This is a genomic window from Micromonospora sp. NBC_00821 (assembly GCF_036347035.1).
Lineage (GTDB): Bacteria > Actinomycetota > Actinomycetes > Mycobacteriales > Micromonosporaceae > Micromonospora > Micromonospora hortensis.
Genome location: NZ_CP108880.1, coordinates 5,142,637 through 5,158,147 on the forward strand (window position 1 = coordinate 5,142,637; position 15,511 = coordinate 5,158,147).

Below are 15,511 nucleotides of genomic sequence, written 5' to 3' on the forward strand. Positions count from 1 at the left end.
CGATGTCACGTCGGCGTGGACGGTTACCCTCGGCCGGTGACCTTCTCGCTCGTCGCCCGCTCCGCCGACGGCCGCCTGCACGGTGTGGCCGTCGCCAGCAAGTTCCTCGCCGCCGGGGCGTTGGTGCCGGCCGCCGCCGCCGAGGTGGGCGCGCTGGCCACCCAGGCGCACGTCAACCTCGCCTACCGCCCGCAGGGCCTCACCCTGCTGCGCACCGGGGTGGCCGCCGCCGACGTGGTGGCCGGGCTGATCGCCGCCGACCCCGAGCGGGAGCACCGCCAACTCGGCGTCGTGGGGGCCACCGGCGCGGGCGCCACCTGGACCGGGCCGGCCTGCCATCAGTGGGCCGGCGGGCGGAGCGGCGATGGCTGGGCCGCGCAGGGCAACGTGCTCACCGGCCCGGAGGTCGTCGACGCCCTCGGCGAGGCCTGGCTGGCGGGAGCGGCGCTGCCGTTCGCCGAGCGGCTGGTCGCCGCGCTGCGCGCCGGCGACGAGGCGGGCGGCGACCGGCGTGGCCGGCAGAGCGCCGGCCTGCTCGTGGTCGAGCGCGGCGGCGGGTACGGCGGCACCAGCGACGTGGTCGTGGACCTGCGCGTGGACGACCACCCGGACCCGGTCGCCGAGCTGGGTCGCCTGCTCACTGTGCACACCATGCTGTTCGGCCGGCCCGACCCGGCCACATTGCTCGACCTGAGCGGCGCGGTCGCCGCCGAGGTGGCGGCGTTGCTCGGCGCGCTGGGCCATCCGGTGCACGAGGGCGGCACGGAAGCGGCGTTGATCTCCTGGGCCGGGTTGGAGAACCTTGAGGAGCGGCTGGTGCCGGGGCGGATCGACCCGGTGGTGCTGACGCACCTGCGGGGTGTCGCCCCGCACGTCCCCGCACCCCGCGCCGCGAGCTGACCCCGGCCGGCCGCCCCCGCGCGAGGCGGCCACGCCGGGCGGTTCAGCCCTTGACCCGGGGCACCAGCCGGTGCACGACGGTGAGCGCCAACGCCATCACCACCGCCATCGTGCCGGCGATCCCAGCGGCGCTGCCCGCGTAGCCGACGAACAGGGGGCGGCGCGCCAGCTCCTCCGGCCCGGTGTCTCGCAGGTCGAGCAACCAGGCCAGGGAGAGCCCACAGGCCACCAGGGCGAGCACACCGCCGAGGCCGAGCACCAGCGCCGCGACCCGGTGCGCGTCGCCGGGGGCGATCTCGGCCTGCTCCCGCTGGGTGACCAGCAGCAGCAACCCGGCCAACGCCGCCCACACACCCACCACCAGGTACGCGGCGACAGCGTCACTGGGTCGGTGCCAACCGGCGGAGAGGGTGGCGACCCCGGCGACGGCGGCGTAGGCGGCACCGATGAAGGCGCCGACGGCCCGGACCTTGCGCGGCAGCACGAGCATCAGCGCGACGGCCACCGAGGCGGCCACCGTGGCGTGCCCGCTCGGGAGGCTGTTGCCCACCGCCGCGCGTTCCGGGTCGACACCGAAGTCGGGCCGGTTCAGCCCGTACTTGAGAAGCTGGGTCGTGACGTTCGCTCCGGCGATCAGCAGGGTCGCGGTGATCGCCAGGGCGATCCGCCCCCGGATCAGCGCGATGAACCCGATCGTCGCGGTGGCGGCCAGCAGGGAGACCACCGACATCGCGTTGAGGATCCGGTCGACCGGACCCTCGATGGTGTCCTGCCCGATCCGGTTGCCGGTGAGGGCGACCGTGTCCACCCACTGACCGATCTCGGAGTGCACGGCCACCCGCCACACGGCGAGGAAGGCGGCCGCCTGGACGAGGGCCAGTACGACCAACCAGACCGCGGTCCAACCCCGTGCCGTCGCGCGCATCCGCACACCGTAGCGGCAGGTGTCGGCGGTCCGACCGGTGGCCCGCCGCCAATCGCCGGTTAGGTTGTGCCGGAGGCGAGGAGGCGGTGGTGAGCGGAACACCGGAGCGCGACAGCGGCCCGGCCGAACCCGGTCCGGAGCAGCGTGAAGGCGACGATCCGGCGTCGGAAGGGCCGGTGCGGGCCGGCGCCGACACCGGTCCGGACGGGCCAGCGCGGGCCGAGTCGCTGACGGATCTGCTGGGCGGACGACGCGGCGCCGTCGACGCCACCCTGCCGCCGCTGGCGTTCGCGGCGGGCTGGCTGCTCGGCGGCGAGTCGTTGTGGGGCGGGGTCGGCACGGCGCTGGCCGTGGGGGCGGTGGTGGCGGGCGTACGGCTACGTCGGGGTGACCGGCCGCGCTCCGTGCTGATCGGGCTGCTGGCCGTCTGCGTCGCGGCGTTGATCGCGGTGCGCACCGGCCGGGCCGAGAACTTCTTTCTGATCCAGGTGCTGTCCAACGCCGCGAGCGCTCTGGCGTGGACGGTCAGCATCGTGGTGCGGTGGCCACTGCTCGGTGTGCTGGTCGGCGCGGTGCTGGGCCAACGGGCCGGGTGGCGACGCGACCCGGCGCTGCTGCGCGGGTACGGCCGGGCCAGTTGGGTGTGGACGGCGACCTACCTGCTGCGGCTGGCCGTGTTCGTGCCGCTCTACCTCGGTGGGCAGGTGCTCGCGCTGGTGGTGGCCCGGGTGGCGCTGACCTGGCCGCTGGTCGCCGCGGCGCTGGCGCTGAGCTGGGTGGTGCTGCGACGCTCGCTGCCGGCCGGGCACCCGGGGCTGCGTCACCCGGTCGCGCCGCCTCGCTGAAACCCGCCCCGCGCGGCCGGACTCGGGCAGGGAAGCGGCCGGACTGGGGGCAAAAAAGTGGAGAGGCCGCCACGGGGGGAGCGGCCTCTCCGGTGACGTACGTTACTCCGTCACGGACCTCGGTGTGATCCCGCGAGGGCCCGAATTTCTGGGCTTTTTCGCGGCTGGCTCCAGTCCGGGCGGTGGGGTGGGCCAGCCGATCCGCTGCGTCGGCCAGATGGCCGGCCCACCCCGGCCTGACCGTGGGTGTCAGGCCGTCCCGCCAGCCCCGGTCCGTCGTTCCCCGGACCCGGGCCGGATCCCGGGGTGGGCGGTCCACGCCACCCACCCCGGGTCGTCTCAGCCGTTCGGGAACATGCTGCCGTAGTCGGCGTACGCCATGGCGACGTCAGCCTGCGCCCAGAACCGGTGGTAGTTGAAGCTCGGCTCCGGACCACCGTCCAGGTACGCCTGCACCTTGGGCCAGTCCGGGTCGTTCTTGTAGAAGGACCGGATGTCGAGGAAGCTCTTGCCGGCGGCGATGGCGTCGCCGTTCGGCATCGTCCCGGTCCAACCCGGCGGGACGTAGAGGCCCTGCCCGGTGGACGCGTTGTAGACGTCGTCGAAGCGCCGGTAGTCGCCACGCTTCTCGGTGGTGGAGACACCCTTGGCGTCGCTGGCGGCCGACAGCGCGTCGAGCAGTCCCTTGGCGGTGTCCTTGGCCGCCACGTTGCCGGACTTGGCCGCGTACGCGATCAGGATCCGGGCGTAGGCGGCGGTGACACCGACGTCCTGACCCTTGCTGATGACCTCGACGTGCAGGCCGGTGTTGGGCTGCGGGTTGGACGGGTTCCAGGTGGTCGGCTGACCGGTCCACGCCATGTCCGACGGGATCGACCAGTTGGTGCCGAGAGTGGTGTTGGCGATCGCCCAGGGCACCCACTTGTCCAGCAGCGCCTTGGCCTTCGCGTTGCCGGTCTGCTGGTACAGCTCGGCGATGCGCTGCATCGACCAGGCCTGCATACCGAACCACTGGTTCGACGGCGGGTCGTTGTAGACCGGGTCGACGTCGTAGAACATGCCGTAGAAGGTGCTGGTGCCGGCCGGCGGCTGGGCGTAGCTACCGTCCCAGCTGTTGGTGGCGCCACCGGCGATGCCGCCCTCGGCGGACTGCAACCAGGTGTAGAACTCCAACTGCCGCTCGAAGCTCTTGGTCCAGTCGGCGACAGCGGTCGACGACTGCGGCTTGAGCTCCGGCGTGTTGGTCAGCGCCCAGGCCGCGAACGGGTTCTGGTAGCCGAAGTGGTTGTGGCTGGAGCCGATCCGCCAGGACCAGTTCTGGCTGGCGTCGTACGCGCCACCCCAGGCGTAGTACCAGGACAGCAGGTAGTGCGCCGAGTCCTTGCCGCTGCCGGCGGGGCAGGTGCTGGCCCCGACGCAGTTGCCGATCTTCTTGAAGTACTTGTCGAACATCGCGTACCGCAGGTAGTCGCCCATCTTCGCGGCCTTGGCGATGGTGGCCGCGACGTCGGCCTGCTTGTTCTGCGCCTTGGACCAGGTCAGCGCCCAGTACGCGGCCTGCACGGCCCGGGCGTCGGCGTCCGGGGCGTTCGTGTACTTCCACTGCTTGGCGGGGGCGCCGGTGTCCTTGACGAACAGGTCGAGGTAGCCGTACTGACCGCCGTGCTCGAAGGTGTCGCAGGAGGGCTGCGGAACGGTTTCCCACACCGACTCCTGGGTGCCCCGCTGGAAGGTGTTGATGTAGGCCGGCTTGGTGGTGCCGTCACCGCAGCGGCCGAAGCCGTAGGTGTTGTCGACGTCCATCAGCCAGTGCATGCCGTAGATGTCGCCGGTGCCGTAGGTGGACTGCAGCTCCGAGCGGAGCGGGTCCTGGCCGACCGAGACGTTCGGGTTCAGCGCCGACGGGTACTGGCTGGGCAGGTTGTACTCCGCGGCGTACTGCGGGGTGCCCGCGGAGCCGGCGGTCGGCTGGTCGGCGTGCGTGGGGATGATGTACTTCTCCATCACCGTCCAGGCGTTGTTGAACGGCGCCCAGTTCTGGGTGACCTTGCCGTAGTAGGCCTCCAGCCAGAGCCAGAAGCTGAACGCCTCCGAGGTGGTCTCGTGGCCGTGGTCGGGCGCCTCGACGATCAGCGTCTCCACCGAGTGGTACGGCACGCCCTCGGGGCTGAAGTAGCCCGAGTTCTTGATCTTGCCGTACTGCTCGAGGAACTTCGCGGTGTAGGCGTTGTCGCCACCGGGGGTGTCGTTGTCGATCTCGGTGGCGCTGACCGCCAGCGAAGCGAGACCGGTGGCGGAGGCGGTGATGGTGGCGGCGCCGCCGGCGGTGTCGGTGTCCTCCGCCGCGGCGACGGTGACGGTGACCCCGGTGTTCCAGTTGCTCGGGGTCAGCGTGGCGGTGGCCGGCGAGACCGTGACGTCGGTGTCACCGGTGCGGGTGAGGGTGACCGGCACGTTGGCCGTCGGGGCGGCGCTGAGCTTCAGGTTGAAGGTGGCGCTGCCACCCTCGGTGACGCTCACCGCGGACGGGGTGGCGACCAGTGTCGGGCCGTTGGCGGCCCCGACGGTGAACGCCTTCTCGTCGACCCCGATGCCGTTGCCGTTGTCGTACGCCTTGGCCTGGACGGTGTAGCTGCCGGCCGGCAGGTCCTCCTGCGTGTACGCGTACGGAGCGGAGGTGTCGGTGTTGATCAGCAGGCCGTTGCGGTAGAACTCGACCTTGCTGATCGTCCCGTCCGGGTCGCTGGCGGTGGCCGTCAGCGGCACGTCGGCCGGCGCGGTGAACGGCCCGGTCGGCAGGCCGAGGGAGACCGTCGGCGGCTGGTTGGCCGGGGTGCCGTTGCAGGGGGTGCCGTTGAGAGTGAACGAGGTGGGCTTCGGGTTGCTGCCCGAGTGGGCGCCGTTGAAGCCGATGGTGGTGGAGGCCCCGGTGGCAAGGTTGCCGTTGTACGACTCGTTGGTCGCGGTGACCTCGCTGCCGGTCTGGCTGAATCTGGCCGACCAGCCCTGGGTGACCCGTTGACCGCTGGTCGGGAAGGTCCACTTGAGCGTCCAGTTGCTCACCGCGTCACCCAGGTTCTTGATGGTGACGTTCGCGGTGAAGCCGGTGTTCCAGTCGTTTGTCGCGTAGACCACGTCGCAGGCGGGTGCGGCCTGTGCGGCGCCGGCCGGCAGGGTCACCCCGCCGACGGCGAGCAGCGCGGCGGCGGCGAGCGCCACGCGCCGGCGTATTGCCAGTTGTCTCATGTGCGCGGTGTCTCCTCGGACCAGGCCGGGATGGTCCCCGGCGAGGCGCCTGCCCGCGAGGGTGGTGGTGGTCCGCGGGGATGTCGAGGCGCCGGGAAGGTGGTCTTCCCCGGGCCCGGCCGGGGTAGGGCGTGCGGCCCGCACGGGAGGGGGTCCCGTCGGCTGCGCTCGGGTGACCGTGCCGGAGCTGGTGCTGCCGGTTGCCCTCGGTGGACCCGCACTTCACGCGATGTGGCTCCTGTCGCGTCGAATCGACAGTGTGCCATGGAAGCGCTCCCACAACAAGCGCGCGGAGCGCCGGATCAGCTCCTTGTTTCGATCTCGTTTTGGGTCTTTCACAAAGGCGTGACGGGCGTTACAGTCGCAACATCGGTCGATGGGAGCGCTTCCATCGACAAGGTTCCAACAAGAAGATCGCTGGGGTCGTCCTGACGAGCCCAGGGAACCAGACCGAGGGCCGACGACGGGCCAGCCCGGACGCCGTCGTCAGCCATCGTCCCGCCACAGGGAGGGAGGTGGAACCAGAGCCACTCGCGTGGCCCGGCTCCCGCGCGACACGCACGGCAGGACCCAAATTCCGCCCGTGTGTGTGCAGTTACGGTGGGGACGGGGGTTGCCCTCCCCCGTCCCCACACTAAACCCCCGTACACGATAGGAAAAGAGGCCGACGGGACAGGCGCGCCGCGCCGCCCGGACGGCCTCGTTCGCTGCTCGGGGCCACACCCGTCTCCCACCCGCCAGCGCCGGCCGTTCTGACGGCCGGCTGACCGGCCGGCAGCGTCTGCCCTATCATGGGAGCGCTCCCGAATCTTTCGGCGGTGGCCCCGTATCCATGAGGAGAATCCATGTCGATACCTATTGGGCCCGCCGGCCCGCTGCGCTTCCCGGACAACTTCGGCTGGGGCGCGGCCACCTCCGCGTACCAGATCGAGGGCGCCGCCAAGGAGGACGGGCGCGGCGAGTCGGTCTGGGACACCTTCAGCCGCGTCCCAGGTCGCACCCGTAACGGCGACACCGGCGACGTGGCCATCGACCACTACCACCGCTACGCCGAGGACCTCGACCTCATGCGCGACCTCGGGTTGCGCAGCTACCGCTTCTCCATCTCCTGGCCCCGGATCCAGCCCGACGGCACCGGCACGCCCAACCAACGCGGCCTCGACTTCTACCGCCGCCTCCTCGACGGCCTGCACGAGCGCGGAATCACCCCGATGGCCACCCTGTTCCACTGGGACCTCCCGCAGGCGCTCCAAGACGCCGGCGGCTGGGAGTCACGCGACACCGCCCACCGCTTCGCCGACTACGCCGACGTGGTCTTCCGCGCCCTCGGCGACCGGGTGCCGGCCTGGCTCACCATCAACGAACCCAAGACCGTGGTGCAGAACGGCTATCTCACCGGCCACCACGCCCCCGGGCGGCAGGACCCGGACGCCGCCTACCTGGTCGCCCACCACCTGCAACTCGCCCACGGGTACGCCGTCGCCGCGCTGCGGGCCACCGGCAGCGACAGCCGCATCGGCCCCGCACTCAACCTGCACCCCTGCTACCCCGCCGACGACTCCCCGCAGGCTGCCGCGGCCGCTGACCTCTACGACGCCTACGAGAACCGCCTCTACCTCGACTCCCTGCTCAAGGGCAGCTACCCGGAGGACCTGCTGGCCGACCTGGGCCCGCAGAGCCGGATGGTCAAGGGCATCCGCGACGGCGACCTGAAGACCATCTCCGCGCCGATCGACCTGCTGGCCGTGCAGTACTACACCCCGATCTACGTCACCGGCGACGGCGGCACGGCGCACCGCTGGGCGACCTCCGAGGCCGAATGGCAGCAGATCTACCCCGAGGGGATGTACGACCTGCTGACCCGGATCACCCGCGAATACGGGCCGATCCCGCTCACCATCACCGAGAACGGGCTGCCCACACCGGACACCCTGGGCGCGGACGACACCGTCCAGGACTCCGGCCGGATCAGCTTCCTCCGCGACCACCTCACCGCCGCGCACCGGGCCATCGCCGACGGAGTGCCGCTGGAGAGCTTCCACGTCTGGTCACTGCTGGACAACTTCGAGTGGGACCAGGGCTACGACCAGCGCTGGGGCCTGGTCTACGTGGACTACGCCACCCAGCGTCGGGTGCTCAAGAACTCCGCCACCTGGTACCGCTCCGTCATCGCCGACGGCGGCTTCTGACCGCGCCGCCACCCGGATGGCCGGGCCCGGACGGCTCGGCTCCGGTGAGCCGTTACCGTCCGGGCCTCGGCCGGCTCACTCAGCGGGGCAGCGCCTGCTGCAACTCCGCCCGCAGGGCCGGGGTGAGCATCTCCCCCGCCTGCTTGGCCAGCCGGGCCATCTCGTAGCCCACCACGCCGATGTCCGCGTCCCCGGCGGCCAGCGTGGCCAGAATCGAACCGTCGCGGATCTGCATCACCAGGAAGTAGCCACGGCCCATCTCGACCACCGTCTGCTTGACGACATCGCCGTCGAACATCGAGGCCGCGCCCGCGGTGATACTCATCAGCCCGGAGGTCACCGCGGCGAGTTTGTCCGCGTTGTCGCGCGGCAGGTGGTCGGAGATCGCCACCAGCAACCCGTCGGAGGAGACCACCACCGCGTGCGCCACACCCGGCACCCGCTCCGCGAACGCGCTCACCAGCCAGCTCAGGTCACGCGCCTCCTGGCTCAACGTCGTCACTGTCGTCGTCCCCCTTCGTCGTGCCCCCCGGACGGTGGCACGGGTATCTCGGTGGTGTCCTCAGCCTCGGCGCGCCGTACTCCGCTGTAGAGCCGCGAGAGCATGCCGCCGACCGCCTCCGGGTCCGGGTCGGTGCGGGTCGGTGCCGTCATCGGTTGTGCCGAACGGGTGACAGCGCTCAACTGCGCCATGGGCACCCGCACCGGCAATCCCCGCTCATTGGTGCCGGCGGTCACCGGGATCGTCGGTGGCGCCGCCGCGGCGGGCACCACCGGCGCGGTCGGGCCCTGCCGCGAATACCAGCCCCCGCCGGCACCGCGAGCAGCGGCGGGGGTCAACACGTCCTCAGCGCGTACCGGCACCGGGCGGCCCTGACGCGGCACGCCGACGCCCGGCGGGCGGCCGGCCACCGGCAGGTCCCGCACCGCGCCGTTCGACATCGGGGCAGTGGCCTGCCGGGCTGCCCCCGGCTGCGGCACCAGCCCCCGCGCCGCGCTGGCCGCCAGCATCCGCGCCGACGGGGGCGCGTCCAACTCCACACTGCCCGCCGGCGCCAGCAACACCGCGGGCAGGGCGAGCCGGGCGACCAGGCCGTCCTCGCCGCCCTCCAACCGCACGCGGACGCCCAACCGGGCCGCCAGGTGACTGACCACGAAGAGCCCCATCCGCTCCACCGCCGCGACGTCCGCGGCCGGAGGGCTGGCCAGCACCTCGTTCGCCTGCACCAACGCGGTCGGGCTCATACCCAGACCCCGGTCGACGATCTCGATCAGCGCACCCCCCGCCTCGACCCGGGCGGTCACCACCACGACGGTGTCCGGGCGGGAGAAGGCAGTGGCGTTCTCCAGAAGCTCGGCCAGCAGGTGCACCGACTCCCCCACCGCGTGCCCGACCACGTGCACGTCGGCGACCGACTCGATCCGGACCCGCTGGTACTGCTCGATCTCCGCGGCGGCGGCCAGCAGCACCGCGCCGAGCCCGACCGGCCGGTTCCACCGGCGGGTCGAGTCGGTGCCGGCGAGCACCAGCAGGCTCTCGTCGTTACGGCGCATCCGGGCGGCCAGGTGATCGAGCTTGAACAGGTTCTCCAGCTGGTCCGGGTCGCTCTCCTCGCGCTCCAGGTCGTCCAGCAGCTCCAGCTGACGCTCCACCAGCACCTGGCTGCGGCGAGCCAGGTTGACGAACATCGCGTTGACGTTGCGCCGCATCAGCGCCTGCTCGACGGCGACAGTGACCGCGCTGCGGTGCACCGCCACGAACGCCTCGGCCAGCTCGCCGATCTCGTCGAGTGAGCGGACCACCGCCGGCGCGACATCGATGCGCGGCACCCCACCGGTGACGGTCTTCAGGCGGTCCAGGGCGTCCGGCAACTCGACCTGGGCGATCCGCAGCGCCTGGCTGCGCAGCAGCCGCATCGACCGGGCGACCGATCGCCCGATCAGCAACGAGATCAGCAGGGCGGCCAGCAGGACCGTGACCACCCCGCCGACGACCAGCAGGGTCGTCCGCAGCTGATCGTCGCTGGCATCCTCGGCCTGCCGTACGGCGTCGTCGAGCACACCCGCCTCAAGCTGACGCAGCAGCTCCTGACGCTGCTGGCTGGCCGACCACCACTGCTCCGACGGCAGCACCTGCGGCGACGCGGCGCCGGAGGACAGGCTGCGCTCCTCCAACCCGGTGGCGACCAGGAAACTCGGCGACACCGAGGTCTCGTCGTAGCGGCGGATCTGCGCACTGGTCGCTGCCACCCGGAACGCGCCGAGCGCGGTGAGTTGCTGACCGCGCAGGTCGGCGAGGACCACCCGGTCCTCGGTGCCGTACGCACCGGCGCGGGCGGCGGCGTAGAGCTGGCCCCGCACCCGGGAGGAGAGCTCCTTGACCCGGGCCAACTGGACGTAGCGCAGCACCGCGTCGTTCAACGCCGGCTGGTTCTGCCCGGGCGTCGGTTCGGCGAGCAGGTCGAGCAACGCCCCGACGGCCCGGTGGTAGTTGCTCAGGATGGTCTCGGTGCTGAGCACCGCCGGCGGGATCGCCGAGCGGATGTCCACCACCTGGTCGTACGCCTCCAGCGCCTCGGAGAAGGCCACCCGCCAGGACGCGTCCGCGTCCGCCAGGGGCTCGGCGGCCCGGCTCAAATCCACGATGGCCTTGTCGGTGGCCGCCTGCAACGGCTTCAAATCGTTCGCGGCGGCCTGTCGGTCACCACCCTTACGCAGCTCACCCAGCTCCCCGGCCGAACGGTCACGCTCCTGCTGGAGCTGGTGCACCGCCGCGGTGATCTGCCGGCCGATGCCGACCTGACTGGAGAAGTCGTTCAACGCCGTCGTCCGCCCCACCAGGGTGCTGGTCTGCACCCCGGCGAGTAGGAGGAACGCCATCGACGGCACCAGCAGCACGGTGGCGAGCTTCGTGCTCATCCGCCAGTCGCGCAGCCGGAACGGCGACCGCCGTCGATGCGGAACGACTCGGACATCGAAGCGGCGTCGGCGATGGTTCGACACCGCGCCGTTCGCCGGGTCGGGACCTGCCGCCACCCTGCCTCCTCCGTCCTACCGCGTCCACCGCGGTCGGGGGAGCGCAGTCCATCCAACCAGGCTCGGTACCGCTGTCAACGGCCCGGGCGAGGCCGAGGTTCAGGAAGGATACTGCGGGTGGGAACGTCCTGCCGTGGTCGGTAAAACCAGCTCGTCCGTCCGGCCGATGTCGGCGAGCTCGATCGCGTCACCGAAGCGCCCCAGCGCCACCAACGCGGCACCGGTGGCACCGATCTCCGGGTTGCGTTGATGCGACACCGGTCGCGGGGCGAGCGCGGTCGCGAAGGCCTGCCGCCACCACACCGAGGCGGCCACCGCACCGCCGCCCAGCACCACCCCGACCGGTTTGTCGATTGTGGACTCCAGCACCCCGAGATCCTCGGCGACCAGCTCGCACAACCCCTGCATCAGCCCGGCCAGGATGTCGACCGAGGTGGTGCTGAAACTCAGACCGCGCAGCTCGCCGCTGCCCGCCGGCGCCAGCCCGGGCGCCCGGTCGCCACCGAAGCGGGGATCCGACGGCCGGCCACCGCCCGCCGGCACCAGCGCCAGCGCCGCGTCCAGCTCGGCTCCCCGAGGCAACCGCAGCTCCCGGTCCGCCCAGGCGAAGAGGTTGCCGCCGTTGGCGTACGCGGCCCCGGTCACCACGTGGTCGTGGTCGACCCGGTACCGCCACAACCGTTCGGGCAGGCGCGGCATGGGCTCGCCCGCCGGAATCCGCTGCATCAGCCGTACGGCCGCGGAGGTACCCACTGTGACCGCGGCCCGGCTGGGGTCGACGCAGCCCGAGCCGACGTTCGACGCCCCACCGTCGCCCACCGGAGGTGACCACCGGGCCTGCGCCAACTGCGGCCACCGACGAGCCAGGTCGACCCGGAGCCGGCCGTGCCAGTCCAGCTCGCCCAGCGCCGGCAGCTCCGCCTGTCGCGCCTCGGCCAGCGTCAGCGCCTCCTCGTCCCAGCGCAGGGTGCGCAGATCCAGCAGCCCGGTCCCGGAGGCCTGGGAGATCGACATGGGCGCCGAGTCGAGCAACTCGCCCAACACGTACTCGGGCAGACCCACGAACCGGGCGATCGGGGTGCCGGACTGCTCACGCAACCAGGGCAACCGCATCGACCAGTACGAACGGTGCCACCAGCAGCCGGTGCGCTGGTGGAAGCCGTCCGGGTCGGCCGGCCCGGCGGTGCGCCCGACCGGGGCGGGCCGGGTGTCCAGCCAGGTGACCACCGGGCCCATGGGGGCGCCGTCGCGGTCCAGCGGGAGCACCGAGTGCCACTGGGCGGAGACCGCCACCAGGCCGACGTCGTGCAGGTGCCCCGAGTCGGCCAACTCGTCCAGGCACTCGACCAGGCTTGCCAGATAGTCCCGACCGGACAGCGTGCCGGTGCCGTCGTCGCCGATGGCGAGGTCGACCTTGCGGCGGGCCAGTGCGCCGGGCAGCGGCTGGGTGTCCGCGTCCAGCACCAGCCCGCGTACCGAGGAGGTGCCCAGGTCGAGCGCGAGAATGTTCATCGCCGGTCAAGTTACCCCGTGCCAGCCGGCCGACGGGCGCGTAGGGTGGATCACATGCTCGCGCAGTTGACCAGTTGGTGGCCCGCCGACCCGGCGGCCATCTCCCGCGCGTAGCTCCATCCACGCGGCCGCCATCGAGGCGGTCGCCGGATCTCCCGGCTCCGGGGCCGCCCGACGGCGGCACCCAGCCCGACGGAGACTCCGATGACCCACCTGACCGACCTGCTCGCCGCCGTCGCGCGCGGCGTCGACCCCGGACCCTTCGCACTGCTGCGCCGCGAGGGCGCGGACGACCTGGACCTGTTCACCGGCCCGGTCGGCACCGTCGAAGCGCTCACCGACCTTCCGCTGCCGGCGGGCGTGCCCGGGGCACGGACGCTGGCCCTGGTGCCGTACCGGCAGATCACCGAACGCGGGTTCGCGTGCGTCGACGACGGCGCCCCACTGGAGTTCCTCCAGGTCCGCGAGCACCAACGGATCACCCTGACCGACGCCCTCACCGCGCTGCCCGACGAACCGGTGCACACCACCGACGCCGGCTTCGACGTCAGCGACGAGGAGTACGCGCGGACCGTGCAGCGGGTGCTGTCCGAGGAGATCGGCCGCGGCGAGGGCGCGAACTTCGTCATCCACCGCGCCCTGCACGCCACGGTGCAGGGCCCACCGCTGGGGGCCGCGCTGGCCGCACTGCGCCGGCTACTGATCGCCGAACGCGGCGCGTACTGGACGTTCGTAGTGCATACCGGCACCCGGACGCTGGTCGGCGCCAGCCCGGAGCGGCACGTCAGCGTCGACGACGGACTGGTGATGATGAACCCGATCAGCGGCACCTTCCGCTGCCCCGGTGGCGTCGTGGACCGGGCTGCCCTGCTGCGTTTCCTCGCCGATGAGAAGGAGATCGAAGAGCTATACATGGTGCTCGACGAGGAGCTGAAGATGATGGCCACCGTCGCTGAGCACGGCGGGCAGGTGATCGGCCCGCAGCTGAAGGAGATGTCGCACCTGGCGCACACCGAGTACCTGCTCGCCGGGCGGGGTACCCGCGACGTGCGGGAGGTGCTGCGCGAGACGATGTTCGCCCCCACCGTCACCGGCAGCCCGATCGAGAACGCCTGCCGGGTGATCGCCCGGCACGAACGCCGGGGCCGGGGCTACTACGGGGGCGTGCTGGCGCTGCTCGGCCACGACGAGGCCGGCCGGCAGACGCTCGACGCCCCGATCTTGATCCGGACCGCCGAGATCTCCCCCACCGGCCGTCTGCGGGTGCCGGTCGGCGCGACACTGGTCCGGCACTCGACGGCGGCCGGCGAGGTGGCTGAGACGCACGCGAAGGCTGCCGGGGTGCTGGCCGCGCTCGGTCTCGGGCCGGCGGCGTCCGTCGGCGACACCGGGCCGGTCACGCGGCTGGCCGACGACCCGGCGGTACGCGACGCGCTGGCCGCGCGCAACGCGCCGCTGGCACGGTTCTGGCTGGACCAGCGCTCACCGGACGCACCCGGACTGCCGGGACTGGTCGGCCGCCGAGTGTTGATCGTGGACGCCGAGGACACCTTCACCGGAATGCTGGCCCACCAACTGAGCGCGTTGGGCCTCGCGGTGACCACCCGTCCCTGGCACGCGAGCGGCCCGGTCGACGACTACGACCTGGTGGTCGCCGGTCCCGGGCCGGGCGATCCGGGCAGCGCGGACGAGCCGAAGATGGTGGCGCTGCGCAAACTGCTGACCGGGCTGCTGACCACCGGCCGCCCCACCCTCGCGGTCTGCCTCGGCCATCAGGTGCTGGCCGGGCTGCTGGGGCTGACACTGCACCGCCGGGACGCGCCCTACCAGGGGTTGCAGCGGGAGGTGACGCTGTTCGGCCGGATCCGCCGGGTCGGGTTCTACTCGACGTTCACCGCCCGCGCCGACGCCGATCGGCTGACCACCGCGTACGGGCCGGTGGAACTGGCCCGGGACCCGGACGACGGCGCCGTGCACGCCCTGCGGGGGCGCGGCTTCGCCGGAGTGCAGTTCCACGCGGAGTCGGTGCTCAGCCCGGACGGGCTCGCCGTACTCAGCGAGCTGTTGACCGGGCTGTTGCCCGCGTCGCGTCCGGACGAGCTGTCCGCGACGCGCCCAGGCGCATAGTCGCCCCGGCCCGGGGGTAGGGCTGGATGGACCGGTGGCGCGGCCGGGTCGAGAGCCCCCGCCCGCGCCGCCGGTCGCCCTCGTTTGTCAGCCGGTCAGCCGGCGAGGCCCGCCTTCAGCGCGGCACCCAGCTGCACGGCGCGCCGGGCGGTCAGCGCGCAGGCCCCGAGCGCCACGGCGTCCGGGGCGATCTCCCCGTTGTTGCTGGTGTGCGAGGCGCCATACGGGTTGCCGGCGATGAACTGGCTGGTGTCGGTGTAACCGGGGGTGACCACGACACCGCCCCAGTGGTAGAAGACGTTGAAGAGCGAGGTCAGCGTGGTCTCCTGCCCGCCGTGCGAGGTGCCCGTCGAGGTGAAGGCGGAGTAGACCTTGTTGACCAGCCCGCCCTGGCTCCAGAGCGGGCCGGTGGTGTCGATGAACTGCTTCAACTGGGCGGCGATCATGCCGTACCGGGTCGGCGCACCAAAGATCGCCACGTCGGCCCAGGTGAGGTCGTCGAGCATCGCCTCGGGCACGTCCTGGGTCTCCAGGTGGTGCGCCTGCCAGCCGGAGTTGGAGCGGATCGCCTCGTCCGGCGCCAACTCGCGCACCTTGCGCAGGCGCACGTCGGCGCCGGCGTCCCCGGCGGCCTCACACACGGCCTGCGCCATCTGGTAGGTGGTGCCGGTGGCGCTGTAGTAGATCACCGCTACCTTGGTCTGGGCAGCCATCAGAGTGTCCCCTCATCG

10 protein-coding genes are annotated in these 15,511 nt (G+C 72.2%); 4 read left to right on the forward strand and 6 right to left on the reverse strand.

Annotated elements, in window-relative coordinates:
* Positions 1-36 precede the first annotated feature (36 nt).
* Positions 37-900 (forward strand): DUF1028 domain-containing protein, encoded by an 864-nt coding sequence (locus OHB44_RS23355; RefSeq protein WP_266305034.1) that lies wholly within the window; start codon positions 37-39, stop codon positions 898-900.
* A 43-nt stretch (positions 901-943) separates the two neighbouring features.
* Here the strand turns inward: OHB44_RS23355 and OHB44_RS23360 are convergent, their stop codons facing one another.
* Positions 944-1,831, reverse strand: coding sequence for a phosphatase PAP2 family protein (locus OHB44_RS23360; protein ID WP_238686707.1), 888 nt, complete (start codon positions 1,829-1,831; stop codon positions 944-946).
* Between the two features lie 170 nt (positions 1,832-2,001).
* On the opposite strand from OHB44_RS23360, the gene OHB44_RS23365 reads away from it, so the two are divergent.
* Positions 2,002-2,670 (forward strand): DUF3159 domain-containing protein, encoded by a 669-nt coding sequence (locus OHB44_RS23365; protein WP_266305309.1) that lies wholly within the window; start codon positions 2,002-2,004, stop codon positions 2,668-2,670.
* Positions 2,671-3,009: 339 nt separating this feature from the next.
* On the opposite strand, the gene OHB44_RS23370 is transcribed toward OHB44_RS23365, so the two are convergent.
* A complete protein-coding gene (locus tag OHB44_RS23370) occupies positions 3,010-5,916 on the reverse strand; it encodes a glycoside hydrolase family 48 protein (protein WP_238686706.1) in 2,907 nt (968 codons plus the stop codon).
* Between the two features lie 845 nt (positions 5,917-6,761).
* On the opposite strand from OHB44_RS23370, the gene OHB44_RS23375 reads away from it, so the two are divergent.
* Positions 6,762-8,105, forward strand: coding sequence for a GH1 family beta-glucosidase (locus OHB44_RS23375; RefSeq protein WP_330438296.1), 1,344 nt, complete (start codon positions 6,762-6,764; stop codon positions 8,103-8,105).
* A gap of 79 nt (positions 8,106-8,184) precedes the next feature.
* Here the strand turns inward: OHB44_RS23375 and OHB44_RS23380 are convergent, their stop codons facing one another.
* The 3 genes from OHB44_RS23380 to OHB44_RS23390 all read right to left on the reverse strand — a co-directional run bounded on the left by OHB44_RS23380 (position 8,185) and on the right by OHB44_RS23390 (position 12,653).
* Complete coding sequence (locus OHB44_RS23380) at positions 8,185-8,607, reverse strand: roadblock/LC7 domain-containing protein (RefSeq protein WP_088988684.1); 423 nt, start codon at positions 8,605-8,607, stop codon at positions 8,185-8,187.
* Positions 8,604-11,141, reverse strand: a complete 2,538-nt coding sequence (locus OHB44_RS23385; protein ID WP_238686704.1) for a sensor histidine kinase — start codon at positions 11,139-11,141, stop codon at positions 8,604-8,606. The genes OHB44_RS23380 and OHB44_RS23385 overlap by 4 nt, the downstream gene beginning before the upstream one ends.
* A 99-nt stretch (positions 11,142-11,240) precedes the next feature.
* Positions 11,241-12,653, reverse strand: a complete 1,413-nt coding sequence (locus OHB44_RS23390) for an FGGY family carbohydrate kinase (RefSeq protein ID WP_238686703.1) — start codon at positions 12,651-12,653, stop codon at positions 11,241-11,243.
* 204 nt (positions 12,654-12,857) lie between these two features.
* Here OHB44_RS23390 and OHB44_RS23395 point away from each other — a divergent pair, with 204 nt between their 5' ends.
* Complete coding sequence (locus tag OHB44_RS23395) at positions 12,858-14,780, forward strand: anthranilate synthase family protein (protein WP_266305031.1); 1,923 nt, start codon at positions 12,858-12,860, stop codon at positions 14,778-14,780.
* Between the two features lie 95 nt (positions 14,781-14,875).
* Here OHB44_RS23395 and wrbA read toward each other — a convergent pair whose 3' ends face one another.
* Positions 14,876-15,493 (reverse strand): NAD(P)H:quinone oxidoreductase, encoded by a 618-nt coding sequence (wrbA, locus tag OHB44_RS23400; RefSeq protein WP_238686701.1) that lies wholly within the window; start codon positions 15,491-15,493, stop codon positions 14,876-14,878.
* Between the last annotated feature and the right edge of the window lie 18 nt (positions 15,494-15,511).

Bases quoted from the DNA above. Each gene is read 5' to 3' on its own strand.
- OHB44_RS23370 (WP_238686706.1), bottom strand. From the start codon at position 5,916: ATGAGACAACTGGCAATACGCCGGCGCGTGGCGCTCGCCGCCGCCGCG.
- OHB44_RS23375 (WP_330438296.1), top strand. From the start codon at position 6,762: ATGTCGATACCTATTGGGCCCGCCGGCCCGCTGCGCTTCCCGGACAAC.
- OHB44_RS23390 (WP_238686703.1), bottom strand. From the start codon at position 12,653: ATGAACATTCTCGCGCTCGACCTGGGCACCTCCTCGGTACGCGGGCTG.
- OHB44_RS23395 (WP_266305031.1), top strand. From the start codon at position 12,858: ATGACCCACCTGACCGACCTGCTCGCCGCCGTCGCGCGCGGCGTCGAC.
- wrbA (WP_238686701.1), bottom strand. From the start codon at position 15,493: ATGGCTGCCCAGACCAAGGTAGCGGTGATCTACTACAGCGCCACCGGC.